Origin of the sequence: Vibrio rhizosphaerae (assembly GCF_024347095.1) — a bacterium.
GTDB lineage: Bacteria > Pseudomonadota > Gammaproteobacteria > Enterobacterales > Vibrionaceae > Vibrio > Vibrio rhizosphaerae.
Map to the genome: position 1 here is coordinate 1,607,485 of NZ_AP024903.1, position 25,481 is coordinate 1,632,965.

Genomic DNA, 25,481 nt, shown 5'->3' on the forward strand with positions numbered 1-25,481 from the left:
ACTATGTTAGTGATGCTTGTTTCTGTGCCACTCATCGTCTTTATGGTGGTGGTGGCCCCTTTATGGCTCATTCTGCACTATCGAAGTAAAAAACGTTCGGAGGGGGGACTGAGTCAGGACGACTATGAACAATTGGCGGCTTTATCAGCGAAAGCCGATGCGCTGAAACAGCGTATTCATACGTTAGAAACCATCTTGGATGATGAGACGCCGAACTGGAGGTCACATTATGACGGCGCATAAATCTCTGTACCGGGATCCTCGGCATGGCAAAATATCAGGTGTGTGTGCCGGGCTGGCGAATTACTTTGAACTGGAAGCCTGGTTAGTCAGAATCATTGTCCTGTCGGCAACATTATTAGGCGGTGGATTTCTGGTCATTCTGACGTACATTGCGCTCAGTCTCATGTTGGAAAAACAACCGGAAGATTATGAGCAGACCGTGCAGATGCAGCGTGAACATAAACTGAAACGTCAGCCATGGAAGCAAGGTGCTTCAGCGCATCAGCTAATCAATAATTTAGCGCAGGAGTTTGATAAGGTTGAAGCGAAAGTCTGTCAGATTGAGGCTTACGTAACATCGGATGCATTCAAAGTTAATAAGGCATTCCGAGATTTATAATCGATCAATGGTTGCCTGAGACCAGAATAGCCATCAGTTCAGAGAGTCTCCGGTGTTGAATATTTCAAGCACCGGAGCGTGCTATCTACGAGCATATTGATCGGGTCAGTCAGAGAGACTGCCGAGTGCTGCCTGATAACGTTCGAATCCTGCTTCCAGATCGGCAATTAAATCATCGGTATCTTCGAGGCCGATATGAAGCCGAATCAGGGTTCCCGTAAAGTGGGGATGAGCAACCGTGCGTAATGCATTGAAACTTTTCGGTTCATTGGCAAGAATGAGACTTTCAAACCCACCCCATGAATACCCCATACTGAAATGTTGCATGTTATCGAGCAAAGCGGTCGTTGCTCGCGGATGACTGGTTTTCAGGACAAACGAGAACAGCCCGTTGCCGCCGGTAAAATCGCGTTGGAAATACGCATGTCCCGGACAGGTTTCCAGAGCCGGATGGCGTACATGATCAACTTCCGGGCGTTCTGCCAGCCAGCGCGCGATTCTTAAACTGTTTTCAGCATGTTGTTTCAATCTGACATCCAGTGTCCGGATGCCGCGCAAACCCATATAAGCATCGTCAGGGGAGACACATTGCCCCATTAAGTAGCTTTGTTCCCGTAGTTGAGCCCAGCATTTTTCATTGGCGACCGCCGTCCCCAGCATGACATCCGAGTGACCGACAATATATTTGGTTGCCGCTTGTACCGAAATATCGACACCATGCTCGAAAGGTGAAAAATTCACCCCTGCACCCCAAGTGTTATCGAGAATCACGATGATATCGTGTGCATGAGCAATCCGGGAAAGTGTCGGGATGTCCTGAACTTCCATCGTGACTGAGCCGGGAGACTCAGTAAACAGAACCTTGGTATTTGGTTGAATAAGTGATTCGATATCAGCCCCGATCATCGGATCGTAATAGGTGGTCTCAATCCCCATTTTTTTGAGTATGACATCGCAGAAGTTTCGGGTTGGCTCATAACAGGTATCGACCATCAGGATATGGTCTCCCGTGGCGACAAACGACAGTATCGCATTGGTAATGGCCGCTGTACCGCAAGGATACAGAGCGCATCCGACGCCGCCTTCGATATCGGTCATGGCTTCTTGGAAAGCGAAATGTGTATTGGTGCCGCGGCGACCATAAAATAAGGTTTTGTTGGCCCGATTGAGGATCGCATGATTTTTGTCTGAGACGGAATCAAAAATAATCGAAGAGGCTCGTTGTATTGGCGGATTGACCGCGCCTTGCGTCCACTCCTTATTGCGCCCTGTGGCCACATACTTGGTTTTTTTTCCTTCTGACATGCAAAGTCCTTTCAGGCAGATTCAGTGTTTGTTTATTTAAAATTCAGTGTTTATTTAAAACATGGGAGAGATGTAGATTTCAACCCTGAGCATGAAAAAAGTCATAATAACGGGTTAAAAAGATAGAAAATCCGTTCTAACAGACGGTTGTAATGAGGGCGGTTTTGCCAATTCTCATCTGTCACGGGATAAGACTGCTGGATATATTCATCCTGCAATTGAGATAGTTTTTGGGTAAATTCAATATCATCAACGGCCAGCGTGACTTCAAAATTTAACCATAGACTTCGCATATCCATGTTGACGGTGCCGACCAGACAAAATTGTTGGTCGATAACAACGGATTTGGTGTGGAGCAGGCCCCCATAAAACTCATAGATGGCGATACCGATGTCGAGCAACTCGCCGTAAAAAGAGCGAGATGCCCATTTGACCATCGTTGAGTCATTTTTGTGAGGGATAATGAGGTCAATTTTAATGCCTCGTTGTGCTGCAGTTTTCAGTGCAGAAAGCAGCTCAGAGCTGGGTACGAAATAAGGGGTCGTGATTCGAATCGACTGATTCGACTGATGAATCGCGAGGATCAATGCCTGAGAAATCAAGTATTCGGGCATGCCCGGGCCGGAGGGGACAACCTGAATCGGATGGCGAGGTAACCCCGCATCGATGCGGCACTGAGGAATCTGCGGAAACTCTCTGACACCTGTTTCAAACTCCCAGTCCCAGCAATGGATCGCTGCCAGTACATTCACCGTCGGCCCGGTGAGGCGCACCATAATATCAATCCACTGACCGACACCGGAGTCTTGTTTGAAAAACGCTGGATCCACCAGATTCATTGAACCGGTGTAAGCCACCATGTCGTCAATCACAATAATTTTTCGGTGTTGGCGGAGATCGAGACGATGTAAAAAAATACGCCACGGCCGGACTTCGAGTGCCTGAACGATTTGGATGCCGGCATCGGTCATCATCTGATACCAATGACTTTTGATAAAGCGATGGCTGCCCGCAGAATCAAGCAGTATTTTGACGTTAACACCTCGTTTCACTGCCTGTATGAGACTTGAGGCGACAGCATCTGCCAAGCCGCCAACATGCCAGATATAGAAAACCATGCGGATCGAACGCTGTGCTTGTTCAATATCGGTAATAATCGAATTCAGAATAACTTTTGGATCGCGCTGGAGAGCCAGTGTGTTACCGCTGAGCGCCGGAATCCCCATACGATGATTACAAAGTTCATCGATTTTATAGATATGTGCGCCCATATTTTCTGTAATGTGCGCCTGACAGTGATTCAGTTGCGTAAACCATTCACCGAAAGAAGGGGACATCGCTTTTGCTCGTTCAGCCCTTTTTCTTCCCAGGTTTAGTTCGCCGAACAGGAAATAGCAGAACACGCCAAGAATGGGCAGAATATAGATCACCATCAGCCAAGCCAGAGAAACACTGACGGCTCTCTTTTTAAAGACAATCCGGAATGTCACCAGCGCGACCAGTAACCAATAGATACCAATGCTGACTAAAGTGAGGATGTGATAAATTTTATCCATATACCGTTGCATATCTGCTTTATATCTTCAGGGATATTAAAGTGAAAGTATCGTTTAGGGAAGCAAGATTGATGGGCTTCCATCAATTGTTACAATTGATGGAAGCAGGGAGCGAAGGTATTGGCAGCACATTCTCGTGTGCTTTGACACTTGAAGCGTCGGGTCTTTGCAGCGCTAGCCTCTGAGTTTAAATTGTTGAATCAAACGATTCAGTTGTTCAGATTGCTCTGTGAGTTCTTGTGCCGAACGCGCACACTGATCTGAATTGGAGGTATTTTGATGGGTGACTTCATCAATCTGATGGATTCCCAGATTAATTTGTTCTGCCCCTGTTGCCTGTTCTGTTGAGGCTTGAGCGATTTCATTCACTAAAGTAGAGGCTTCGCTAATACTACGTACTATCTGATTTAAGGCTTCTGCAGTCTGCTCGGAAAGCACAATGCCGCGCTGAGTTCTCTGCGATGATGTTTCGATAAGCGATGCCGTTTGCTGGACCGCTTTGGCACTGCGGGCGGCCAGTTGTCTCACTTCATCGGCGACCACTGCAAAACCGCGTCCTTGCTCTCCGGCCCGGGCCGCTTCGATGGCGGCATTGAGTGCCAGTAAGTTAGTTTGTTCGGCAATTTCTTCAATCGATTGAATGATCTGATTGATATCATGACCTGAGGATTCGATGTCGCGCATTGCATTGCGTAATTCAGTCATCAGTTCATTGCCATCTTCTGCGGAGCGGAGTGTTTGTTGTGATAAGGTTCGTGCTTGCTCTGCGTGGGTTGAGCTTTCTTTAATTTGTGCCGCAATCTGCGCAATTGTGGCACTGATTTCCGTAATTGAAGAAGAGGAGTGCGTGGCACCGTTGGCTAAATCCTGACTCAGTTCAGAGATAGTATCTGCGTTTTGGGTAATGACATGTGAGCGGTGATTGATCTGACTGACCAAGGTATTTAAGTCATCGACCATTTGGCTTAAGGCATGACCAAGCTGATCTTGATCCGAAGCGAGTTCTACCGTGAGGTTGAGATCCCCCCGGGAAATCTGCTCAGCAACGGAGACCTGTTTTTGTAAGCTGTCAGCCATATTGTCCAGCGCATTCGATAACTGCCCAACTTCATCCGCTGCATGATAGTTCAGCCGGTGATGGAATTGACCGCTGGCAATTGATTTCGACATATTGACTGCTGCTAAAATCGGACGCGCTAGCGTTTTCGCCATCAGGAACAAGACTCCGATTGCCAGCATTGTAATACCCAAACCAATGATGATTTGCCAAGTCATGTTCTGCTGATTGTTTGTCATCAACTGTTGTGACAACTGATTGACATTCTCCAGCACTAAATCCCGGTCAACACGCACCAGAATGAACCAAGTCACGCCACTATTTCCTAATGAAATCGGCACATATATTTTGATGAGCTCTTCTTGGTCACTGGCCTGAGTAAACGCTTGTTTCTGCTGAATGACCTTCATGACCTCATCACTCTCATTACCAAATAAATCACGGACAGATTTGCCGATGAATGCGGGCTTTTGGCTGTCAGCAATGACGAGTCCGGTATCGGTCAGAATTGAAACCTGTGATTGGCCATTATAAAGCTGAGCTGAGATTTCTTGGCTGAGTTGTTGAACAAAATCAAGGTGATAGTCGGTACCGACTACACCCTGGAATTGACCATTAACCATGATGGGGGCGGATAGTGTTGCAAGCCAGACATTTTTACCTTGAACAACATAAGGTAAGGGAGCGGTGACGGTTTCACGCAAGGTTTGTTCCGGAACCTGATACCAAGCGCCTTTAATGACACCATTCGGATGTGCTTCTGTTGAATCATATTCAACCAAGGGTTGCACATCGATTTTGCCGGACTCATCACGTGTCCAATAGGGGGTATAACGTCCGGTTTTTTTATTGTTACCGTTCAGTCCGTTAGCGTACAGATTATCTTGGCCGTCAAAAGCATTGGGGGCCCAGCAGCTGTATGTACCATTGAGGTCAGGATTATTTTTGAGAATCTCGACGAGCATATCATTAAATGATTTTCGGGTCAGTTGCTCGGTCTGATGCGTGATTTGGTAGGTTTTTGCCGCAGAAGCAACTTCAGCCAGTGTCCGGGCGGCATTAAGGCCTTTCTCAAGACGTCTGCTGATAGACTGAGCATAAGTTGATGCGGTTGCTTCGACTTTGCTGATGGTTGTCTGCTTGACAATTGTTGACACTTGGCGGGAAACAAGTTGCTGCGTTGCTGAAGAAGAATAAACACCATAGCCAACTAAAATACCGGAAGTGATAAACAAACAAATACCAGCTGCGAGTGCGATTTTGGTCTGAATCGACTTAAATGTCATAAAATTATTTTCCTACACAATGATTCGATTTAACCAATGCATGATATCTCCGGGGGATGACACCAGCGCTTCATTGGCCTATTGAAACAGTCAATGTTTTCTATATTTTTTGCACTTTAGGCCTGATGTCATACATCGAATAAGATGCATACTTCATTAAATCGAACAGAAATGGACAAAATATAGCCTGATCGTGATTAAATTGATTACATTTATTGTATGAATGATAAATCGATTTTTGTCTAGCCGACGGGTGTGGTTCAAACCTTCAGGTTCCTTCTAATGATAGGTGAATGTTCTCGGAATTTATAAATTTTGATGATAATTAATTGTGATTGACCTCTATTTTATGATTTATAGAACAAATGAGTAAAGAGACGCTGTCACGTGTGAAAAAAGAACAAGATGAAGAGAGAGTCAGGGATTTTGAAAGATGTTCTTGTGGTTTATTGGTTAAAAGAAGGATAAATCATGAGGTGTCTGGTTAAAAAAGCGGCATATAACTCGATAAAATAGGACACTATCAATAAATAAGACCGCTGGGCCTTCCAATTTTAAGGACAAACTGTTTTACTTGCCACGCTTTGAGAATCAGTAGAATTTTGATTGAGTGTACACTTTATTTTACACCTGTCTGATGCTCTTCAGGGTAAACACAACATTGCATAAAATTGGTATAAAAATATGGCAAGTAATACAAGAGGTCATTTTTCTTCGAAACTTGGCTTTATTATGGCTGCTGCCGGTTCAGCGGTCGGTCTGGGGAATGTCTGGGGATTTCCCACCAAAGCAGCCAGTAACGGAGGTGCTGCTTTTTTAGTGATCTATCTGGTCATGGTCTTTTTGCTGGCATTTCCGATGCTGGTGGCTGAACTGACGATCGGGCGTCACGGGCAGGCTAATCCCATTTCCTCCTTAAAGTCGATCTGGAACAAAAACCGTGCCCTAGCCGGTGGGTTCGGATTGATTGCGATTGTAACCGCATCATTCATTCTGAGCTTCTATTCCATTCTTGCCGGGTGGCTGGTGAGTTATGCCATCGCTCCGGCTATTGATTTGGCTGGATTTCATCAAGTCTCGCATTGGCTGGTAGATTTTGGCGTTTCGCGGAATTTGGTTTTTACCGTTATTTTCTCGCTGTTAACCATTTTGGTGGTGCTGCGGGGGGTTGCCGATGGGATTGAGCGCTGGTCAACACGACTGATGCCGCTGTTATTCGTGTTATTCGGGGTGATGATTCTCTATATCCTCACTCAGGACGGGGCGATGGAAGGACTGAAGATGTATTTAGTCCCGGATCTGTCTCAGCTTCGCGGCGGACTGTTTGTCGATGCTATGGGGCAAGCCTTCTTTTCGCTGTCGTTGGGCTGTGGTTCGATGATGGTTTACGGTTCGTATCTGAAAAAAGATGTCAATCTTCCCAAGATTGCAGCGCAAGTGGCTTCGATTGATACCGGGGTTGCTTTCTTTGCCGGGTTGTTGATTTTACCGGCCATGTATGTTGCTAAAACCAATGGTGTTGATATTTTCACGGAAAGCGGTGCATTGAAAAGCTCCGGTGATTTGGTGTTTAAAGTATTACCCGCAATGTTTGAGACGATGGGCAATATCGGGGTCTTACTCGGATTCGGCTTTTTCGTGTTAATGGTGATTGCGGCGCTGACGTCGTCAATTTCGATGCTTGAGGTGCCGGTTTCCTGTGCTCAGGATGAACTCGGATGGCAGCGTTCTAAAGCGACCTGGCTGATCGGCGGATTCATTCTGTTGATAAGCGTTGTCATCTGCTTCAATTTTGATCAGCTTTTTGGTTTGGTTGCTGATGTTACGACCGTTTATATGCAACCATTGCTTGGTGTTGCTTGGGCGATTGTGGTTGGATGGATTTGGCATCGTAATAAACTGCTTAATGAAATTAAACAAGGTTATCCGGAGATCGAACAAGGATTCTTTTGGAAGATCTGGCCGTGGTATGTCCGTTTCATTTGTCCGGTTGCGATTATCATGGTGTTTGTTTACCCATTAATCTGATGGTCCGGTTGAGATTTTTCGTCAAAACACCTTCCCCCGGGAAGGTGTTTTTATAAGTGGCGGTTTTGTTTCTCTCACTTTCCCTCTATACTCCACCGCCTGACGTGGAGGAGACCGTGTTCCGTATCTTATTTGTTCATTCTGATTTTGTATTAATTCACAAATATCCCGGTGTTTCGGTCCATAAAGACGATGGAGATACCATGCTCGTGCATGAGGTCAGTCGCCAACTGGGCGGTGCGCCGCTTTATCTGGTCCATCGACTGGACAAGATGACGTCCGGGCTATTGTTGTTGGCTCGTTCTGCTGACGCTGCCCGGGAGTTATCGACGTGTTTTGCTGAGCGGATGGTTGAGAAATACTATCTGGCGATTGGCAGTAAAAAACCGAAAAAGAAGCAGGGGATGATTTGTGGTGATATGGTTCGTTCTCGTCGTTCCGGATGGATGCTGACCACTGCGCAGACCAATCCGGCGGTCACGCAATTTTTTTCAACAGCCGGTGAACAGGGAGAGCGGCTGTTTCTTTGTCGCCCCTTAACGGGAAAAACCCACCAAATCCGGGTCGCACTGAAGTCGATTGGGTCTGCGATTGTTGGTGATCCCATTTATCACCATAGCCATGACATTGATCGGGGTTATTTGCATGCCTATGCTTTGGCATTTCCGTATGCCGGTGAATGGCATCGGTTTATCTGTGATCCGCGACAGGAAGATGTTATGGGTGAGAAGTGGCGGGAGCCTGCGATTATCCGCGGTATTGAGATGTGGTCTGAGCCATGGTTACTCGATTGGCCTAAAATGAAACGAAAACCTTGAATTTATGATGGATAGCAATCAATTAATAGCTTTTTTTCAACACCTTGAGCAGCAACTTAAGCCTGATTTATGTGAAATCAGACGTTTGTTTCATGGCCGGGGGCGACGCTGGCCGGGTCTGGAGCAACTGACGGCAGACTGGTTAGGCCAGCAACTGGTGGTGAGCCTTTTTAAACGACCCGATGAACATTTCATCCGGTGTTTACGTCAAGGATTACACGACCTGACCCAACATCACTGCTGGCAACAATGTGAAGGAAAAAGCATCATTATCCAGCATCGTTATGCGCAAGGTACGCCCGCTGAAGTGCTGTGGGGGAGTTTGGTATCACATCCGATCGCCATTGAAGATGGCCTAAAGTACCAACTGGATATTGGACGCAATCAGAATTGTGGTCTGTTCCTCGATATGCGTTATGGGCGACAGTGGGTGAGAGAGCAAGCAGCAGGTAAGCGGGTGTTGAACTTGTTTGCCTATACCTGTGGTTTTTCTGTGGCTGCGGTTGCCGGTGGTGCCACTCAGGTCGTGAATCTTGATATGGCTAAATCATCACTGGCAAAGGGTCGGGATAATCATCTGCTTAATCAACATGATGTTAGTTCCGTCTATTTTCTGGCTCATGACTTATTGAAATCATGGGGAAAAATTAAAAAATATGGCCCGTATGATCTCATTGTGATTGACCCGCCGACCTTTCAGAAAGGCAGCTTCGCTCTGACGAGAGATTATCGCAAAATTTTAAGGCGTTTGAGTGATTGGTTAGCGGAAGACGGGCAGGTACTGGCTTGTGTGAATGCGCCGATGGTGCCGAGTGATTTCTTGATTCAGAGTATGCGTGAAGAAGCGCCGGCACTGACATTCAGTCATCGTTTAGACAATCCGCCTGAATTTGCTGATATTGAGCCAGAGTCAGGCTTGAAAGCTCTGGTATTTCATTCATAAGCCGCATCAGGCTCCCGGTGGTATGTCTCCCACCGGGAGCCTGCTATTACGGGTTCTGAGCCTGAAAAACCAGAGTATGCTTTTCACCTTGCAGGGTCAGTCGGTTTTTGTCAATGTCGATGCGAGTCCACTCAGAAAGCGTTGAGATAATGGTGTTATTGAGTGCCATTTCATTTTTCAGGCACAATTTCATCGTTGAATTCATATGCGTGATTCTGAACTCATGATCATCTACGTCGATTTCTGCTTCACCCACGTAATCATTACAACCTGCCAGACCCGTTGCGGTCATTTTTTCATCAACATGCAGTGATGGGGCTTTTTTCCCTTTCGGACGTTCCAAAGCTTTACCATCCAACTCAACCAGATGCCACTGAGGTGTTTGCAGTTCAGACAATTGAATCGGTTTATCTTTACTCGCGCATCCTGCCAAGCCAGCCACGAAAGCTGTGAATGTTGCTGTGGTGACAATAGCCTTTGAACTAAGCTTCATATAACTAACCTTTAATTGTTAAAATTGTGACGTTGTTATTCTTTTTGCATATCGATCCACCCTCAGTCTGGATACTCAGAGAATATATCCGGTAACCTTGATTGCAGAGCTTCTAAGACTTGTCATGATATACAAATAGAATTTGGCGAAGTAAATCAACTCCCCACAGGATTGTAAAGAAGGATTTTGATATTTCAATCACCGCGGCGCAATAACGGAACGAAAATACGTTCCAGATGAGTACTATATTGAACACAACGATGATATCGCATCAGACTTTGGATCATAAGACATGGAACAACTCGAATTTTTTGATATTCCCAGCCCTTGTATCCGTGTATGTGAAGTGGATGAAAAAGGTTATTGCCGGGGCTGTATGAGAAACCGAGACGAACGTCTTCGCTGGCTGAAGATGAGTTCGGCTGAGAAGATCCATGTCATTCAATTATGCAAAATGCGTTATCGCCGCAAAATGGGCAAAAAACAAGCGGTTGGTGGTATAGACAAACACAGCTCGGAAAACCCACAGCGAGATCTGTTTTGAATGATATTTTTCGATCAATAGGTGTGTTGTTTGTCAGACCGTTAATTACTTGTTGATGTGCCAGCGATCACTGACCCAGCCGCCAACTCGCTCATCAAAATGATTGCCGGTAAAGTGACGGTGACTGTCTGCTTTTCTTTCATGTAGCGGTTTTTCGTGGAGTAGGTGATGGATGTAGTTTGCCATCGGATCATCAGAGTGATGGTGTTGTTTTTGAGCGACCTCCTTAATCATTTTGAGTCGATAGGTTGAACTTGAATGTTTCATATGACCTCCTGTGTATGTGTGTTGTACAAAAAATAGCCACTTTGTCTGGCTACGTCAACACGCACTGTGTGAGTTCTCGGTCATTTTTGATCTTGGGCAAAAAATAATTAAAGTGATATGAATTTAAATACATAAGTTCATCGATTTGTAAAAGCAGATAAAAAAAGAGATAGCCATTGGACTATCTCTCCGGGAAGTGGTTTAGCGCGGATAGGGTGAGTGATGTCTGGTTAAATTAACGACTCATTTGCTCAAATTTTGTCGCGGCATCGCGACAGTTTTTCTCAACCTTACGCAGGTGTTTGGTGGTTTTCAGGAAATTATCCCCGATGGTTTTAAGGCCCGCGATAATTTGTTTTTGCGCTTGTGTTTCACTATTCATCTTCAAATCCCTCAATATCAAAATAAAAAGGCTAACGGGAGCATTGCTCATCGTTAGCCGAACTTACCGTTGTTAGAGACCTGAAGCTGAATGAATCGGAACTATGTTCTGTTTTAGCGATTCATCACGCCATTATTATTATGTCTTATGTATACGTTGTGCCTGTGTTGGTATGTTGTATTTGATTACTCGCTGCGAGTATAAGAGATGAGCGACCCGTCTCCGAGAAGTTTTGCACAAAAAACATTCAAATCGAGAGGTAAGTTACAATTTTGTGAACAGCTTTTAAACGTTTCATAACAGGCTGTTTACTCGCGATCACGGTTTCGCGTGAATGGGATGAATAAAAAGGCGAAACCCCGATGTTTGGTAGCCATCGGGGTTTCTGAATTTTAGATGTCACGGTTGGTAAGGCCGATTATCTGTTATGCAAAAGGAGCTGGATTATTCCGGCTAACTCTTAAAAGAATTAGATACGGATGAAATCCATGTGTGTTACTTTTGGCTTGAACACATGACGTTGAACATCTTGTGGTTTCACCTTAACTTCTGCGCCGTCGATCACAAGAGTGATGGCTTCGTAGAATTCAGGCTTGTCCATTTGGTTGATGACATCATCATGGTTTAGTGCGATAGATACAGGGGCTGCATCACCACCGTAAACGATAGCTGGGAATTGACCAGCATGACGTAGGCGGCGGCTCGCACCTTTACCTAGTTCAGTACGTACGACTGCTTCAAATTTCATATTATTTACTCTCAAATTTAGTAAATGGTTTGGTTCAGTCTGGCAATGCGACCTTGCCAGACAAAGTCCGTTTCATACAGATAATGAAACGAGCGCGGATACTACCATTCTCTGTCTTTATGGGCAATAAGTATCTTCATGACGCCGGTTTTTGACTCAGTTCATCGGCAAAAATCTTATCTCTGAGTTTCCAGAAGCGGCCCGATTTTCTGGCAATTACAAATTGGGGGAGTCGAAAACGGTGCTGGTGGGCGATCACGCGGCTTGGCGAAGACTCTTGAAACGGTCGGTGTTTGTCTGCCAGATGCGGCCTGACAAACCGTTGCTGAAAGAGTCGTTTTTGCTTCGGTGTCGTTAAAGGCCAAAACTCATGTACCTGAGCCTGATTGTCCCCGTAGTAGGTGATTTTAAGCTGACTCTTGCCTTGATTATCTTTATGCAGATTCAGTTCCATATTCAGGCACTCAAAGACCAAGGCATCTTTCAGGTTGAGGGCTTCTTTGAGCTTTTTATCCGGGTCAACCAGCACGGCCTGGCATTCGTGGCAGATGCGGGCAGCGATGTCGTTATCAGCCCCGCATTCATGGCAATATTTCGCCCGGAAACGATAACCACAGTGGTGTCGTGCTTGGGTCTCTTCGTCGGTAAAATACCCCTGACAACGTCGTCCGTAATGCTCAATCAGAAATCCGGCCGGATCTAACTTGCCCCAAAAATTGTTGTTAAAGCCACATGCCGGGCAAGGAATGGTGACAATCTCACTTTGACTGTCAGGTCTGGGGTCACCGACTTCCGGTTGTTCAAGATCGTATTGATTACCGGCATAGTCGAGAATCAGGCAATCCTGTTTGCCGGGTGCAAGCCGCAGCCCGCGACCGATGATCTGTTGATACAGACTGACCGATTCAGTCGGGCGCAGAATTGCGATGAGATCGACATGCGGCGCATCAAACCCAGTGGTTAAAACGGAAACGTTCACCATATATTTCAACTGACGCTGTTTAAATTGCCGAATCAGTTGGTCCCGTTCCTGTGCGGGCGTTTCGCCGGTAATGATCGCGGCCTCTGATTCAGGAAGCAGGGCATAGACTTCGTGGGCATGATGAACCGTTGCAGCAAAGATCATCACACCTTGTCGGTGTTTGGCTTGTCGGATGACCTGCGCAATAATTTGTGGGGTCGCGCGTTTAGCCTGAGAGATCACTTTATCCAGTTCTGAGGCCTTATACATCCCCGTTGACATCGGTTTGACCTGAGAAAAATCATAACTGAGAACCGGTGCATCAATGAGCTTGGCCGGGGTTAAGAAACCTTCATCTAACAGATAATGAATCGGTAGTTCGAAAATACAATCCCGGAAGAACCGGGGATCTTCACTGCGCACCTGACCGCGGGTATGGTATTGATAGATCCAGCCCATGCCGAGTCGGTACGGGGTTGCGGTTAACCCAAGGATTTTGATGCCGGGGTTGTTGGCTTGCAGATGTGCAATCACTTTTTGGTAACTGCTGTCTTGATTATCCGGTACGCGGTGACACTCATCGATGACGAGCAGCGAAAATTGATGACTAAATGCTGATAAGTGACGAGACACTGACTGAACCGAGGCAAACACGACCTGCTGATCGGTTTCTTTTCTCCCCAGCCCGGCAGAAAAGATAGCACCGGTCAGGCCATAGCCTTCATATTTTTCATGATTTTGTTCGACCAGTTCTTTGACGTGGGCCAGTACCAGTACACGTCCTTTTGCCAGTCGGGCCAGTTCTGCAATGACTAGGCTTTTTCCCGCCCCCGTAGGCAGAACAATGACTGCCGGGGTCTGGTGATGACGAAAATAATGGATGACCGCTTTGACGGCATCACGTTGATAAGGACGAAGTGTATACATAGATTCAATCAATTAAGAAAAATGTGAAACTGCTCAACTAATGGCGGATAGATGGCTATAATAGCGCACTTCAATATCATGAGGTACGCATGCGTCTGGATAAATTTTTATGTGATGCTTTAGGCATCACACGTAAAGAAGCGACAAAAGTTATTAAACAGGGTGAGGTTTGTGTCAATGAGCAGATTCAAAAAAGCGGCGCGCTGAAACTGACAGCAAATGATGAGGTCACTTGGCAGGATCAACCTATACGATTGCACGGGCCTAAATATATCATGCTGTATAAGCCTGAAGGCTATGTGTGTTCTCACGAAGACGGCTTTAATGAAACGGCTTTTATGCTGCTTGATGAACCCCACCTGAAGCATTTGCATTTTGCCGGTCGGTTGGATGTTGATACGACCGGGCTGGTGTTGATTACCGATGATGGTCAGTGGTCTCATCGTGTGACTTCTCCTAAGCATCAATGTGCCAAAGTTTATCGCGTCTGGCTGGCGGATCCGATTGCGGCGGATGCCGTCGCTCAATTTGCTCAGGGTATTCAACTGCGTCAGGAACGTGATCTGACGTTGCCGGCACAGCTTGAAATTCTGGGTGAAAAAGAAGCTCGTCTGAAAATTTATGAAGGCAAATATCATCAGGTCAAACGGATGTTTGCGGCACTGGGCAATAAAGTCATCGGACTTCATCGCGAACAAGTGGGACAAATTCGTCTCGATGATACACTGGCACCGGGCGAGTCGCGTTATCTGACTGAGGCTGAAGTGCAGTCTGTCTGGGAAAACCCATCCGCTGACGATTCCGTCTCTCAATCAATGTGAAGCAAAACCAGCTGTTCATCTGCATGACGGCGATAACGAAATAGGAGATTTATGAGTACCGGGCACGTATTACAACAAGACAGTTCCCCTCGGATGGACCTATTACTTTTTATTGTTTTAGGAGCAATTGGTGCGATTACACCTTTAGCCATTGATATGTATCTTCCGGCGATGCCTGTGATTGCCCATGATTTAGGGGTGAGTGCCGGGTCTGTTCAGATGACCTTAACGGCCTACACGATCGGATTTACAGTCGGACAACTGATTCAGGGCCCGTTTTCAGACAGCTATGGCCGTCGTCCGGTCATGCTGCTGGGGATTGTGTTATTTGGTCTGTGTTCGGTTATCTGTGCCAGTGTGAATGATATTCAGGCGCTGACCTATATCCGTGCTGCTCAGGGATTTGCCGGAGCGGCGGCGGCGGTGGTGATTCAAGCCGTCGTCCGTGACATGTTCAATCAGGAAAACTTTGCCCGGGCGATGTCCTTTATTACTTTGGTGATCACTTTAGCGCCTTTGGTTGCGCCGATGTTAGGCGGGCATCTGGCGGTCTTATTTGGCTGGCGAGCAATTTTCTGGGTACTGACCGGGTTTGCACTGGTCGTGATTGTGATGGTGTTGTGGAAGATTCCTGAAACCTTAAAAGAAGAAAATCGTCAGCCGTTAAATCTCAAACAGACATTGAAAAACTATTGGCAATTGTGCCAGTCAAGGCACTCTCTCGGTCTGATGTTGTGTGGCGGATTCTCTTTTGCTGGTATGTTTTCTTTCCTGACGGCAGGTTCATTTGTTTACATTGATATTTATGGCGTGAGCCCGGACAAATTCGGTTATCTGTTTGGCCTCAATATTCTGGGCATCATGTTGATGACCAGTATCAATAGCCGCTTTGTCAAAAAAGTGGGCTCAATCTTCATGCTCCGGTTTGGGTTATCGATTCAGTTTTTAGCCGGTCTTGGCTTACTGAGCGGCTGGGTGTTTGATTGGGGATTATGGGGAACCGTGCCATTTGTCGTGCTCTTTATCGGGATGATCTCCACCATCGGCAGTAATGCTATGGGACTGCTGATGAGCGGTTATCCGCATATTGCCGGGACGGTCTCTTCATTGGTCGGGACATTCCGTTTCGGTGTCGGTTCGATTGTCGGAGTGATTGTCGCAGCCATGCCCGGAGAGGCGGTCTGGCCGATGGTATGCAGTATGGCGATTTGTTCAGTCTTGTCTGGATTGAGTTATTGGATGTCTGCAAGAGAGGGAAGAGGGGCATGAGTGCGTACCATGAGGAAATCCAGCGGCTGGTGAATACGGCGTTGACTGAATTAGCGCAAGCACATCAATGTGGTCAACTGGTTGATGCGCCGGTAGCCAACAACCATTTTCTGATTCGCTGGGTAACCAATGCTTTAAAACAGCAACGTTTCCACCGTTGTGTCGGTGATGACCTGACCCGATGGCAGAAAGCGGGGCGGTCTCAGGGAAATCATGCCGGGCTGGAACGGATATTTCAGCGGATATCTGCCTATTATCACCTTTTTTTCACGTCTGATGGGTCAACCAAGCAGTCCGTTACGGATCAACAGATTGAACTGTTTCTGGATACGATGACCGAAGCCGGGTGGGAGGTTTCCACCTCAGAGCCACTGGTCGGCTGCGGTAAAGTACAGTTATTTACCCAAAGCCCCAACTCATTAGCGCTGTGTGCGCAACAGTGCGAAGCTTGTTTTGATGGCACGCGCCTGACTCAACCGATGAGTTTCTTTGTGCGGGGCAATCATTCACAGTTTGTGGATCAAGCGTGGCAAGCCGGTCTCATGGTACATAAACGAACTGATTATAAATCGAATGTAAAATACCATGGCGAGTATTTGATCTATCCCGACAATCGCGGAGATCAACTGGCCGAAATTCCCATCGGATTTCAGGTGGATTAAGTTCGTGGGAGATTTAGTTCGTGTAAAGCGGGAAGAGGTATTTTGTATATTGATATACTTATTCAGGCATGAGGCTAATGACGGAGTCGAGAATGAACAATATCAACTGGGATGACCTGAAGTATTTTCTGGCACTCTATGAAACCGGCAAAGTCAGTACTGCAGCACATCGGTTGAACGTCAACTACGCGACGGTATCAAGACGGCTCGACCGGCTGGAAGATGCGTTAAAGTTGAAACTGTTCAATCGCACCGGAGATGGATTTTTATCGACCATCGAAGGGAAGCTATTATATGAGCGTTCCGTTAATCTGAGAGATCAGATTAACCATCTGTCAGAATCACTCTCGCCGGATACAAGATTTGACCAGAGCACCAAGATCTCAATGGTGCCATTCTTAGCTGAACACTTAGTCATCGAAAAACTGAAACCGCTGCACTCCCGTTTTCCCGAGCTCCGCTTTGAAATGGATACGTCCAGTCGCAATGTGAATATTGCCAAACAAGAAGCGGATATTGCATTAAGGATGGAACTTCCGGAAAAAGGAGAGTCCATTTGTAAGAAACTGGGTGAAGTCGAATTTGTACTGGCCGGCACCGATGACTGGATAGCGCGACTACGCAATCATGAGCCGGTGCATATTGTCACTTATACGGCTGAGTTGAGCCATCTGCCGGAATGTCAGTATCTGATTGAGCGATTTGGCACCAAGTCGATCAAGATCCAAACCGATACCGTTTCCGCACAGAGAAAAGCAGCGGAACAGGGGTATGGCATTGCTTTACTGCCGAAGATAGCACTGCGTTCGAGCCCGCTGTCTACACTCAAGCCCGAGACGGCGATTACACGAGAAATTTGGTTGTTAACCACTAAAAAAACCATGTCATCAACCGCGAAAAAACTCGTCATGGAAGAGTTGGTAAAAATTTTCAATCATGAACTTCAAAGCGAGTCTTAGTCTGACGACTTTCCTTCATTAAAAGCGCAAAAGTAGGGCGGAACCCTTCATCATCGTTTTACCCGTCATCATCTGGCAACGACATATTGTTGTTCTCTCTTCTGAGATTTTCAAAATCAAATCAGTTGATTGCTCCCGGCATGAAACGTCACTTGAGATCCACATGCATTTTTGCACATCACATCTGCATCAATAGAAATTAACCCATAGGAGCGGGTCAGTATAATGGGCCTTGTTTCAAAAGGAGAAATAACTATGACCGAACTCAATACACTGCGTAACATTGCCGGACTCCCGGATCATCAAATTGATTGGCCCAATGCCGCTGTTCTTTTCGTTGATTATCAGAATGAGTATGTGGATGGCATTTTATCTTTAGGTGAAGCGGGGATGACTGCATTGGGAAAAGCGGAGACATTGCTTGAGACTGCCCGGGCTCAGTCTGCACCGGTTTTCCATATCTTACATAAAGCCAGTGCGGCTTCCCCGGTATTTAACTGTGAGTCTCGTCTGTCTGATGTGATTGATGCTGTCAAGCCAACAGACAATGAAACCGTGATCCATAAAACTTTGCCGAATTCATTTTTTAAGACAGAACTCGAAGAATTATTGGCATTAACCGGCCGTCAACAACTGATCATTGCTGGCTTTATGAGCCATATGTGTGTCACGGCGACAACCATTAAAGCCGTAGAATTAGGTTACGATGTCATTGTGTGTGAAGACGCCTGCGCCTCACGCCCGTTACCGGATCAGCAAGGTAATCCAATCAATGAGCATCTGGTTCATTCGGTAGCAATGGCTGCGTTGCGCGACCGTTACGCTTCAATTCAGTCTCTGGCCAATTTGATCTAAATCGGTTCAGAATAAGTCTGAATTTAAAAGTGTTATAGCCCCCAATTAAAACGGACACTCATTCGTTAAGTGATAGGCTTAGACCTATCTTTAAGGTGTGTTTATGTTATGGCGCGTATTGAAATTTTTACTGGCAAACAATGTCGCCGTCGTTATACTCCGCAAGAGAAAGCCAAGTTCGTCGCCATAACCATGTAACCGGGTTATTCGGCTTCACTGGCTGCCCGACAAAACGGCATCATCGGGTTCTCTCCCAATTTAGCGGACATATCTAAAAAAGACACAGTGATGATCTAGGAGGAAACTTGACAGTCGTATCTAAGGAAAATGCAGAACATTATTCGTGGGGAGAGGCTTGTGATGGTTGGCACTTGGTCAAGTCGAAGCGTCTTAGTGTCATCCAAGAGCGAGTCCCTCCGGGTTGTAGTGAGGTGCGCCATTTGCATGAGCAATCAGAACAGTTTTTCTTTGTTCTGTCTGGTTGTGCCACACTAGAAGTGAATGGTGAAATTTTTGAGTTAAAAGAGAACCAAGGACTACATGTGCCTAGTAACACACCACATCAGTTAAGGAATCGAACTCAAACAGATTTGCATTTTGTGGTGACATCGACGCCACCAAGTCATGGTGATCGTGTTGAAGTACAAGGATCACAAGAGTCTTAAGTCGGGTGTAGCGAATTCTCAACACCCGATATTGACTACCGCTCCGCTTTCCTGCAAATACGCTTAACCATACCTTTGAAAATAAACAGGTGCGCCGGCATCATCACGAACCAATAGAGCAGGCCGTAAAATCCTTGTGGGTGCCACCATGCCCGGATGTCTAAGGTGCGGTGGGTGCCTTCATCCGTGATTGAACACTCCAGTCGACCAAGTCCCGGGGCTTTCATGCCGAATAGCAGCGAGAGAAACTGACCCGGCTCGCAGCGAATCACCTTCCACGAATCAATATAATCACCAACTTGCAACGGGTCGCCTTGCGGTTCTCTTCTGACTGGTTTTCCGCCGCCGAAAAAGAAGTCGAGCCATTCCCGGGTTCGCCATAAGCTGTTGGCGAAAAAATAACCTTCCGGTCGGCGGCCTATGCGCTGAATCACCGCCCAGAGTTGTTCGGCTGTTGCTGTGGTCTGGCACGTTGCACCGGCTTGCTTGGGATAATAGCCATAGCCCGGTTGCCAGCGATTGAGTGCGTGCGGGTCGAATCCCCAAACCTGACTCCGGACAAAGCGTCCTTCCCGGGCAATGGTTTGTTGCACTGCGTCGCTGTAACTGAGTAACTTTTGGGGGTAAAGTGCGGTGATTGCGCGGTTATCGGCGACATAGTCATGGGTCAGACCGGCCAGTAACGCTTTGCCGATACTGCTGGGCACGGAAGTAATCATGCCGAGCCAGTAGGATGCAATTTGGGGTGTCAGTAAACGAGTTGACCAGAGACGGAAAGGCTGGTCAGCTATCTGGCAAATAATTTTGAACTGCTCGCGATAACTGAGGACATCCGGGCCGCCGATTTCAAATAACTGGTGTCCGGCCGGAGACGATTCTGCAAAACGCAGTAAATAATAATTCAGGTTTTCCAGCGCGATCGGATTGGCTTTTGAATCGACCCATTTGGGGGTAATGAGGATCGGCAGGTTGTAGACAAAGTCACGCATAATTTCAAACGCCGCAGATCCCGGACCAATCACGACGCCGGCCCGCAGTTCAGTGATCGGGATTGAAAGTCGACGCAGGCACTCTCCGGTCATCTTTCTGGCTTTGAGATGTTCAGAGTGCCCCGATTCTGGCTGGATGGCACTGAGATAAATGATATGTTCAATCTGACTGTGCTCTGCTGCCTGCCTGAAGTTCTCTGCCAACTGTAATTCGTAATCGAAGAAATCACCGCCGTAAGCCATGCCGTGAACAAGGAAGTAGACCAGTTCAAAATGAGGTATCAATGTTTGTGTGGCTGTGGCATCGGCTAAATCAAGATACACGAGCTGAAGATTCGGATGAGGTTCCAGACGAGCTTTCAATGACTCAACATCACGCGTTGCGGCTGTGACGGTGTAACCTTGTGCCAGCAGATGGGGGACAAGTTGTGAACCGATGTAACCGGACGCACCGAGGACGAGTACATTTTTCATAAATAATCCGTAAGTCGTGAGTGATAGGAAAGACGGTGATTCTGTCTACTGATATGAATAGCGATTAGCATACAGAATCCACTTTGGGGTGTCACTGGGCCATGTTATACTCGAGCCGTTTTTTCAATTCTTTTGAATGTATAAATTCTCCTGAGTCACCATCGGCTTAGGAATACGATCCTATCACTGGAGTAGATACGTTTTTGTCTAAGATTATCACGATCCTTTCCTCGATTCGGGGCAATTTTGTGCGTCAGTTGATTGCGATTGCAATCCCTATTGCTGTGCAGAATATCTTGTTTTCCAGCCGCGGGTTAGTGGATGTCATCATGCTGGGACAGCTCGGTGAAGCTGAAATTGCGGCAGTTGGTGTGGCGGCGAGAGCGACATTTGTCTCGACGATTATGCTGGTTGGTGTGACAACCGGCGGCGCATTGCTTACTGCTCAGTATTGGGGGGCAGCGAACAGACAAGGCGTTCGGGAAAGTACTGCATTGACGTGTCTGGTTGCGATGTTTTTTGCCACCATGACGGTATTGATGTTTATATTGTTCTCGGAATCGGTGATGTCGGTGGCGACCGATTCGCCTGATGTCATCCGTTTAGGCAGTGAGTATCTCCAGATCACATCGGTGAGTATGTATGCTGTGGCGATGGTCAGTAGTATGGCTGTCGGTTTACGGGCAATGCATAAGCCAGCGGTTAGCACCTTCTTCAGTGCGATTGGGATTGGTTCGAACGTTGTGTTGAACTGGATTTTGATTTTCGGTCATTTCGGACTGCCGGCGATGGGGATTGCCGGGGCTGCGATTGCCACGGTACTCAGTGGCGTGATCGAAATTGCGACCTTGTATGGTTATCTTTATCGGAAACAGCATCTACTGGCGTTTGGGTGGCATGATGTCGTTGCTGCGGTAAATTTGCGGAAATTAAAACGCTTTTTACAGATCTCATTACCAACGACCTTTAATTTTTTGATCTGGTCGGGTGGGTTATTTGCTTATCATGCGATTATGGGCATGAGTGGTGTCCAAGGGCTGGCGGCGCTGTCAGTCATGACGCCGGTTGAATCGATTTCTCTGAGTTTTATGATCGGTATTTCTAGTGCTGCCGCTGTCTTGGTCGGTAATCAGTTGGGCGCGAAAGAATATGAGAAAACCTATGATCAGGCGATTGCCCTGACTATGGTTTGTGTTTTTGCCAGTATTATTGTCGCGTTCTTGTTGTACTTAGTGCAAATTCCCGTACTGAATGCTTTTTCTGCGCTCACGCCAGAAACCCGGGCGCTGGCTGAGAAATTCATTGCCATTCTGAGTGTTGGCATTGTGTTACGTTCTTTTCCGATGTCAGCGATTGTCGGGGTATTGCGTGCCGGCGGTGATGTGAAATTCTGTCTGTATCAGGATATATGTGCCCAGTGGGTGATTGGGATTCCGGTGACTGCCATCGTTGCTGTGATATTTCACGCTCCGCCGGAATGGGTATATCTGGCATTTTTGACCGAAGAGTGTGTGAAGTGGATTGGCTCGATTCCACGGATACGGAGTAAAAAATGGATGAGAAATCTAATCGAATCAGATGTGTGATTAACACCGCAAAACACTTTCTCCATTATGGTTTTTAGTGTAGATTCACACACCGTGTTATGCGAGAGTGGATCCATAAGATGTTAGAACTGACAGACCTGTGTAAAGGCTATTTAGATGGGGAAGAGTTTCACCCTATTTTACAAGGCGCAGAACTAAAACTGACATCAGGTGAGCAGGTTGCATTGATGGGAGAAAGCGGTTCCGGTAAGAGTACGCTTTTAAATCTGATTGCTGGGATTGATAAAGTGGACTCCGGTGATATTTGGTTTCCTAACTTCCCCATGCATAGTGCTTCAGAACATCATCGTGCTGCTTACCGCCGCCATTATATCGGTCACGTTTTTCAACAGTTTAATTTACTGCCGACACTGAATATTGCCGATAATATCCGGTTTTGCCGTCAACTCCGTCGTTTACCTGAAGATCAAGGTTTATGGCGTCAGATTTTATCTGCCCTTGATTTAATGCCACTGCTCGGGCGCTATCCGGAAGAAGTGTCCGGTGGTCAGCAGCAACGTGCCGCGATTGCCAGAGCGTTGTATATGGAACCGAAACTGTTGCTGGCTGATGAGCCCACGGGAAGTCTCGATGAAAAAAATGCCGAAGCGGTGCTTCGGTTACTGACATCTTTATCCCGTCGGCTGGAATATACCCTGTTACTTGTTACCCACAGTGAAAAAGTAGCCAGTCATATGGAACGGTGTGTTCGCCTGCAGGGAGGGCAGTTACATGTTGTGTCCCGTAGTTAAAGCACTGCTGGGTCATTATCGCCGCTCACCACTACAGATTTTCCTCGTTTGGTTAGGGCTGACATTGGGGGTTTCCATTCTCATCGGGGTCACTGCGATTACCGAACATGCCCGTAAAAGTTATGCTCACGGCGAAAAACTGTTTGCCAATCCGCTGCCGTATCACATCCGTTCTCGTTCTTTGAATCATCTGATTCCCTACTCAGCCTATCAGCATCTCCAGCAAGCCGGTTTTCACCAGTGTGTGCCTTTCAGCCATTTTAAGGCAGAAACCCAGCGCGGTGAGACCATAACCGTGATTGGTATTGATCCGATGATCATGGCGAATATTGCCGCGTCGAAGCAGTCTGTCTGGCAGCAGCCTATTTTGCCGTTACTGATTGCACCTCATTCGGTGATTATCAGTCGTGAATTTGCCAAACATGAGCAGTTAAACAACGGTGATTGGATTACCCTCTCGTCCGGCGGGCACATCGGCCCGGTGATAGTCGATCAACATGATCTGGTTTATGGTCGTCGGGTTATGACGAACCTGTCGCTGGTTCGTGCTTTGACGGGGCAGAGCGCTTTATCTGTGATTGCCTGTCGGGAAATGTCGAATGAGACGTTACAACGCTTAAAGCAGATCCTGCCACCAACTTTGTCGATTAATCGGCAGTATCGTTCTGATATCGGTTCGCTGACCAAGGCTTTTTTGTTGAATTTAGATGTCATCGGTGTACTGGCATTTTTAGTCGGACTGTTTATTTTCTATCAGGCAATATCGCTTTCTTTTATTCAACGTCAACCGCTGGTGGGGATGATGCGTCAGGCTGGCGTGTCAGGGATCGAACTGATTAAAGCATTGATGATTGAACTGGGGTTGTTGATTCTGGTTTCTTGGGTTTCGGGGAACTTTTTGGGACTGCTGCTGGCGGATCGTTTGATTCCGTCGGTCTATGCAACCGTCATGAGTGAACCGGAGAGCTTCTTTATTGACTGGAATTGGCACTGGGGCATATACAGCTTAGTCATGGCAATCCTTGGTGCTTTGACGGCGTGTTTATGGCCGTTGATTCGGTTATTGAAGTCTCCTTCCATCCGGTTAACGGCCAAAGTTTCTCTGGTCCGTTTTGCCGGAATCGAATTCGCCTGTCAGGCGGTTGTTGCTGTTTTATTATTCGGAACGGCAATGTTGCTCTATCTGTTTGTGCACCAGTTGTGGGTTGGGTTTGTTATACCGGCATTGATCTTGATTAGTGTCGGACTGATGACGCCATTTCTGTTCTGGAAAGTGTGTGACTGGCTTTCTTATCGCCTCAAAGATGTCAAACGGCGCTGGTTTTTTGCGGATGCCGCAGCAAGTATGGGATATCGCGGTATTGCAACCATGGCATTCTTAATTGCCTTAACTGCCAATATCGGCATTGAAACTTTAGTCGGAAGTTTTCGGGGCACGATGGAGCACTGGCTCAATGAAAAACTGGCGGCTGATTTGTACATCTATGCTTCCCCCTCGTCTCAGGCGGAGATGACGCGCTGGCTAAAACAGCAGGATGAGGTGGACTTTGTCTGGCAACGTTGGGAACGTGATATTCCGTCAGAACAAGGTTTAATTCAGGTTGTGAGTACCGGTGCAACGGACATTGAACTGGGGGCAACCACGATGAAGGTTGCGGTACCGGATTTCTGGGAGTATTTGCACCGGAGCAAAAGTGTATTAATCAGTGAGTCGATGGCGTTGAAACTGAATATCCGGCCCGGAGAGCAAATTGCACTGCCGCCTCCGCTGGGCAACGGCTGGTATGTCGCTGGCATCTATTATGATTATGGCAATCCTTTTTATCAGGTACTTATTTCTGAGTTTGCCTGGCAGCAAATATTTGCGGCACATGGGGATATTATTCTGAATGTCCTGACGAAAACCTCGGATCTTGATGCCGAAAATCGTCTCAAGCAGCGGCTCCTCAGTACATTTTATCTCGATAGTGATCGGGTCTTTAATCATCGGACGGTGCATCAAGCCGTGATGCGAACGTTTGATCGGACTTTTTCCATTGCAGATACACTCAGTAAAATTACGTTACTGATTGCGGTGATCGGGATTTTCTGTGCAACGTTCTCCGGCGAGCTGGCGAGAAGAAAGCATCTGACATTGATGCGTTATCTCGGTGTATCCGGTAAAGAACTGATCATGATTGGGAGTTTACAACTGTCGACGTTCGGGATTATTTCTTTATTGATTGCCATTCCTCTCGGTATTAGCTTGTCTGTTCTGGTGATGGATATGGTCATTCGGCAGACGTTCGGCTGGTCGGTACAACTTTATTTTATGTATTCCGGTTATTTGTCGACGGCGTTGTGGTCGATTGCTGCACTGGTGATTGCCGGCGCAATTCCCGTGATTAAACTGACGCTGCGTTCCCCAATTCAATCCTTTAGGGATTCTCTGTAATGTTTAAGTCGTGATCTTTTCTGCGTTTTTTCATTCGTTTTTTCCGAAGTGAACTATCATTAGAATCGATTTTTATAT

The 25,481-nt window shown here is 46.8% G+C and carries 24 protein-coding genes; 15 read left to right on the forward strand and 9 right to left on the reverse strand.

The window, feature by feature from the left end; all coding sequences use genetic code 11:
* Window positions 1–3 precede the first annotated feature (3 nt).
* Window positions 4–243, forward strand: coding sequence for an envelope stress response membrane protein PspB (pspB, locus tag OCV37_RS06885; RefSeq protein ID WP_038178378.1), 240 nt, complete (start codon window positions 4–6; stop codon window positions 241–243).
* Window positions 230–622, forward strand: coding sequence for an envelope stress response membrane protein PspC (gene pspC, locus OCV37_RS06890; RefSeq protein ID WP_038178379.1), 393 nt, complete (start codon window positions 230–232; stop codon window positions 620–622). The genes pspB and pspC overlap by 14 nt, the downstream gene beginning before the upstream one ends.
* Before the next feature lie 105 nt (window positions 623–727).
* Here the strand turns inward: pspC and OCV37_RS06895 are convergent, their stop codons facing one another.
* The 3 genes from OCV37_RS06895 to OCV37_RS06905 form a co-directional block, all read right to left on the reverse strand.
* Window positions 728–1,927 (reverse strand): cystathionine beta-lyase, encoded by a 1,200-nt coding sequence (locus OCV37_RS06895; protein ID WP_038178380.1) that lies wholly within the window; start codon window positions 1,925–1,927, stop codon window positions 728–730.
* A gap of 101 nt (window positions 1,928–2,028) precedes the next feature.
* Window positions 2,029–3,483 (reverse strand): cardiolipin synthase, encoded by a 1,455-nt coding sequence (gene cls, locus OCV37_RS06900; RefSeq protein WP_038178381.1) that lies wholly within the window; start codon window positions 3,481–3,483, stop codon window positions 2,029–2,031.
* A 174-nt stretch (window positions 3,484–3,657) separates the two neighbouring features.
* Window positions 3,658–5,826 carry a methyl-accepting chemotaxis protein gene (locus OCV37_RS06905; RefSeq protein ID WP_038178382.1) on the reverse strand — a complete coding sequence of 723 codons (2,169 nt, stop codon included), beginning with the start codon at window positions 5,824–5,826 and terminating at the stop codon, window positions 3,658–3,660.
* Window positions 5,827–6,510: 684 nt separating this feature from the next.
* Here OCV37_RS06905 and OCV37_RS06910 point away from each other — a divergent pair.
* From OCV37_RS06910 to OCV37_RS06920, 3 genes are all read left to right on the forward strand, one after another.
* Window positions 6,511–7,854, forward strand: a complete 1,344-nt coding sequence (locus tag OCV37_RS06910) for a sodium-dependent transporter (RefSeq protein WP_038178383.1) — start codon at window positions 6,511–6,513, stop codon at window positions 7,852–7,854.
* A gap of 116 nt (window positions 7,855–7,970) precedes the next feature.
* Window positions 7,971–8,672 (forward strand): TIGR01621 family pseudouridine synthase, encoded by a 702-nt coding sequence (locus OCV37_RS06915; RefSeq protein WP_038178384.1) that lies wholly within the window; start codon window positions 7,971–7,973, stop codon window positions 8,670–8,672.
* Window positions 8,673–8,679: 7 nt separating this feature from the next.
* Window positions 8,680–9,615 carry a class I SAM-dependent methyltransferase gene (locus OCV37_RS06920; protein ID WP_038178449.1) on the forward strand — a complete coding sequence of 312 codons (936 nt, stop codon included), beginning with the start codon at window positions 8,680–8,682 and terminating at the stop codon, window positions 9,613–9,615.
* A 46-nt stretch (window positions 9,616–9,661) separates the two neighbouring features.
* On the opposite strand, the gene OCV37_RS06925 is transcribed toward OCV37_RS06920, so the two are convergent.
* Window positions 9,662–10,108 carry an META domain-containing protein gene (locus tag OCV37_RS06925; RefSeq protein WP_051680295.1) on the reverse strand — a complete coding sequence of 149 codons (447 nt, stop codon included), beginning with the start codon at window positions 10,106–10,108 and terminating at the stop codon, window positions 9,662–9,664.
* A gap of 292 nt (window positions 10,109–10,400) precedes the next feature.
* On the opposite strand from OCV37_RS06925, the gene OCV37_RS06930 reads away from it, so the two are divergent.
* On the forward strand, window positions 10,401–10,652 hold the full coding sequence (locus OCV37_RS06930; protein WP_038178385.1) for a DUF1289 domain-containing protein: 252 nt from the start codon (window positions 10,401–10,403) through the stop codon (window positions 10,650–10,652).
* Between the two features lie 45 nt (window positions 10,653–10,697).
* Here the strand turns inward: OCV37_RS06930 and OCV37_RS06935 are convergent, their stop codons facing one another.
* From OCV37_RS06935 to OCV37_RS06950, 4 genes are all read right to left on the reverse strand, one after another.
* Window positions 10,698–10,919 (reverse strand): hypothetical protein, encoded by a 222-nt coding sequence (locus OCV37_RS06935; RefSeq protein ID WP_038178386.1) that lies wholly within the window; start codon window positions 10,917–10,919, stop codon window positions 10,698–10,700.
* 235 nt (window positions 10,920–11,154) lie between these two features.
* Entirely contained in the window at window positions 11,155–11,301 is a 147-nt protein-coding gene (locus OCV37_RS06940) for a hypothetical protein (protein ID WP_157634858.1), read from the reverse strand.
* A 469-nt stretch (window positions 11,302–11,770) separates the two neighbouring features.
* Window positions 11,771–12,049 (reverse strand): 50S ribosomal protein L25, encoded by a 279-nt coding sequence (rplY, locus tag OCV37_RS06945; protein WP_038178387.1) that lies wholly within the window; start codon window positions 12,047–12,049, stop codon window positions 11,771–11,773.
* A gap of 136 nt (window positions 12,050–12,185) precedes the next feature.
* On the reverse strand, window positions 12,186–13,937 hold the full coding sequence (locus OCV37_RS06950; RefSeq protein ID WP_038178388.1) for a DEAD/DEAH box helicase: 1,752 nt from the start codon (window positions 13,935–13,937) through the stop codon (window positions 12,186–12,188).
* An 89-nt stretch (window positions 13,938–14,026) separates the two neighbouring features.
* On the opposite strand from OCV37_RS06950, the gene rsuA reads away from it, so the two are divergent.
* The 6 genes from rsuA to OCV37_RS06980 all read left to right on the forward strand — a co-directional run bounded on the left by rsuA (window position 14,027) and on the right by OCV37_RS06980 (window position 19,168).
* Window positions 14,027–14,758, forward strand: a complete 732-nt coding sequence (gene rsuA / locus OCV37_RS06955) for a 16S rRNA pseudouridine(516) synthase RsuA (RefSeq protein WP_051680297.1) — start codon at window positions 14,027–14,029, stop codon at window positions 14,756–14,758.
* A 51-nt stretch (window positions 14,759–14,809) separates the two neighbouring features.
* A complete protein-coding gene (locus tag OCV37_RS06960; protein WP_038178389.1) occupies window positions 14,810–16,027 on the forward strand; it encodes a Bcr/CflA family multidrug efflux MFS transporter in 1,218 nt (405 codons plus the stop codon).
* A complete protein-coding gene (locus tag OCV37_RS06965; protein WP_038178390.1) occupies window positions 16,024–16,689 on the forward strand; it encodes a DUF2913 family protein in 666 nt (221 codons plus the stop codon). The genes OCV37_RS06960 and OCV37_RS06965 overlap by 4 nt, the downstream gene beginning before the upstream one ends.
* Before the next feature lie 92 nt (window positions 16,690–16,781).
* Window positions 16,782–17,648: a LysR family transcriptional regulator gene (locus tag OCV37_RS06970; RefSeq protein ID WP_038178391.1), complete on the forward strand. Its 867-nt coding sequence runs from the start codon at window positions 16,782–16,784 to the stop codon at window positions 17,646–17,648.
* 255 nt (window positions 17,649–17,903) lie between these two features.
* A complete protein-coding gene (locus OCV37_RS06975) occupies window positions 17,904–18,503 on the forward strand; it encodes an isochorismatase family protein (protein ID WP_038178392.1) in 600 nt (199 codons plus the stop codon).
* 305 nt (window positions 18,504–18,808) lie between these two features.
* The gene (locus tag OCV37_RS06980; protein WP_084717408.1) at window positions 18,809–19,168 is read left to right on the forward strand and encodes a cupin domain-containing protein; all 360 of its coding nucleotides are present in this window, start codon (window positions 18,809–18,811) and stop codon (window positions 19,166–19,168) included.
* A 35-nt stretch (window positions 19,169–19,203) separates the two neighbouring features.
* Here OCV37_RS06980 and OCV37_RS06985 read toward each other — a convergent pair whose 3' ends face one another.
* Window positions 19,204–20,631 carry a DUF2867 domain-containing protein gene (locus OCV37_RS06985; RefSeq protein ID WP_038178393.1) on the reverse strand — a complete coding sequence of 476 codons (1,428 nt, stop codon included), beginning with the start codon at window positions 20,629–20,631 and terminating at the stop codon, window positions 19,204–19,206.
* 233 nt (window positions 20,632–20,864) lie between these two features.
* Between OCV37_RS06985 and OCV37_RS06990 the strand changes: the two genes are divergently transcribed.
* From OCV37_RS06990 to OCV37_RS07000, 3 genes are all read left to right on the forward strand, one after another.
* Window positions 20,865–22,217, forward strand: coding sequence for an MATE family efflux transporter (locus OCV37_RS06990; RefSeq protein WP_390902291.1), 1,353 nt, complete (start codon window positions 20,865–20,867; stop codon window positions 22,215–22,217).
* A gap of 80 nt (window positions 22,218–22,297) precedes the next feature.
* Window positions 22,298–22,969, forward strand: coding sequence for an ABC transporter ATP-binding protein (locus OCV37_RS06995; protein WP_038178395.1), 672 nt, complete (start codon window positions 22,298–22,300; stop codon window positions 22,967–22,969).
* A complete protein-coding gene (locus OCV37_RS07000) occupies window positions 22,950–25,403 on the forward strand; it encodes an ABC transporter permease (protein WP_038178396.1) in 2,454 nt (817 codons plus the stop codon). The genes OCV37_RS06995 and OCV37_RS07000 overlap by 20 nt, the downstream gene beginning before the upstream one ends.
* Window positions 25,404–25,481 lie beyond the last annotated feature (78 nt).

What these genes read in the sequence shown, in the direction of transcription:
- OCV37_RS06950 (WP_038178388.1), bottom strand. Translation starts at nt 13,937, where the DNA reads ATGTATACACTTCGTCCTTATCAACGTGATGCCGTCAAAGCGGTCATC.
- OCV37_RS06985 (WP_038178393.1), bottom strand. Translation starts at nt 20,631, where the DNA reads ATGAAAAATGTACTCGTCCTCGGTGCGTCCGGTTACATCGGTTCACAA.
- OCV37_RS07000 (WP_038178396.1), top strand. Translation starts at nt 22,950, where the DNA reads ATGTTGTGTCCCGTAGTTAAAGCACTGCTGGGTCATTATCGCCGCTCA.
- OCV37_RS06960 (WP_038178389.1), top strand. Translation starts at nt 14,810, where the DNA reads ATGAGTACCGGGCACGTATTACAACAAGACAGTTCCCCTCGGATGGAC.
- OCV37_RS06905 (WP_038178382.1), bottom strand. Translation starts at nt 5,826, where the DNA reads ATGACATTTAAGTCGATTCAGACCAAAATCGCACTCGCAGCTGGTATT.
- OCV37_RS06895 (WP_038178380.1), bottom strand. Translation starts at nt 1,927, where the DNA reads ATGTCAGAAGGAAAAAAAACCAAGTATGTGGCCACAGGGCGCAATAAG.
- OCV37_RS06965 (WP_038178390.1), top strand. Translation starts at nt 16,024, where the DNA reads ATGAGTGCGTACCATGAGGAAATCCAGCGGCTGGTGAATACGGCGTTG.
- OCV37_RS06910 (WP_038178383.1), top strand. Translation starts at nt 6,511, where the DNA reads ATGGCAAGTAATACAAGAGGTCATTTTTCTTCGAAACTTGGCTTTATT.
- OCV37_RS06930 (WP_038178385.1), top strand. Translation starts at nt 10,401, where the DNA reads ATGGAACAACTCGAATTTTTTGATATTCCCAGCCCTTGTATCCGTGTA.
- pspB (WP_038178378.1), top strand. Translation starts at nt 4, where the DNA reads ATGTTAGTGATGCTTGTTTCTGTGCCACTCATCGTCTTTATGGTGGTG.
- OCV37_RS06940 (WP_157634858.1), bottom strand. Translation starts at nt 11,301, where the DNA reads ATGAATAGTGAAACACAAGCGCAAAAACAAATTATCGCGGGCCTTAAA.
- rsuA (WP_051680297.1), top strand. Translation starts at nt 14,027, where the DNA reads ATGCGTCTGGATAAATTTTTATGTGATGCTTTAGGCATCACACGTAAA.
- OCV37_RS06995 (WP_038178395.1), top strand. Translation starts at nt 22,298, where the DNA reads ATGTTAGAACTGACAGACCTGTGTAAAGGCTATTTAGATGGGGAAGAG.
- OCV37_RS06975 (WP_038178392.1), top strand. Translation starts at nt 17,904, where the DNA reads ATGACCGAACTCAATACACTGCGTAACATTGCCGGACTCCCGGATCAT.
- OCV37_RS06935 (WP_038178386.1), bottom strand. Translation starts at nt 10,919, where the DNA reads ATGAAACATTCAAGTTCAACCTATCGACTCAAAATGATTAAGGAGGTC.
- OCV37_RS06970 (WP_038178391.1), top strand. Translation starts at nt 16,782, where the DNA reads ATGAACAATATCAACTGGGATGACCTGAAGTATTTTCTGGCACTCTAT.
- rplY (WP_038178387.1), bottom strand. Translation starts at nt 12,049, where the DNA reads ATGAAATTTGAAGCAGTCGTACGTACTGAACTAGGTAAAGGTGCGAGC.
- pspC (WP_038178379.1), top strand. Translation starts at nt 230, where the DNA reads ATGACGGCGCATAAATCTCTGTACCGGGATCCTCGGCATGGCAAAATA.
- OCV37_RS06925 (WP_051680295.1), bottom strand. Translation starts at nt 10,108, where the DNA reads ATGAAGCTTAGTTCAAAGGCTATTGTCACCACAGCAACATTCACAGCT.
- cls (WP_038178381.1), bottom strand. Translation starts at nt 3,483, where the DNA reads ATGGATAAAATTTATCACATCCTCACTTTAGTCAGCATTGGTATCTAT.
- OCV37_RS06920 (WP_038178449.1), top strand. Translation starts at nt 8,680, where the DNA reads ATGGATAGCAATCAATTAATAGCTTTTTTTCAACACCTTGAGCAGCAA.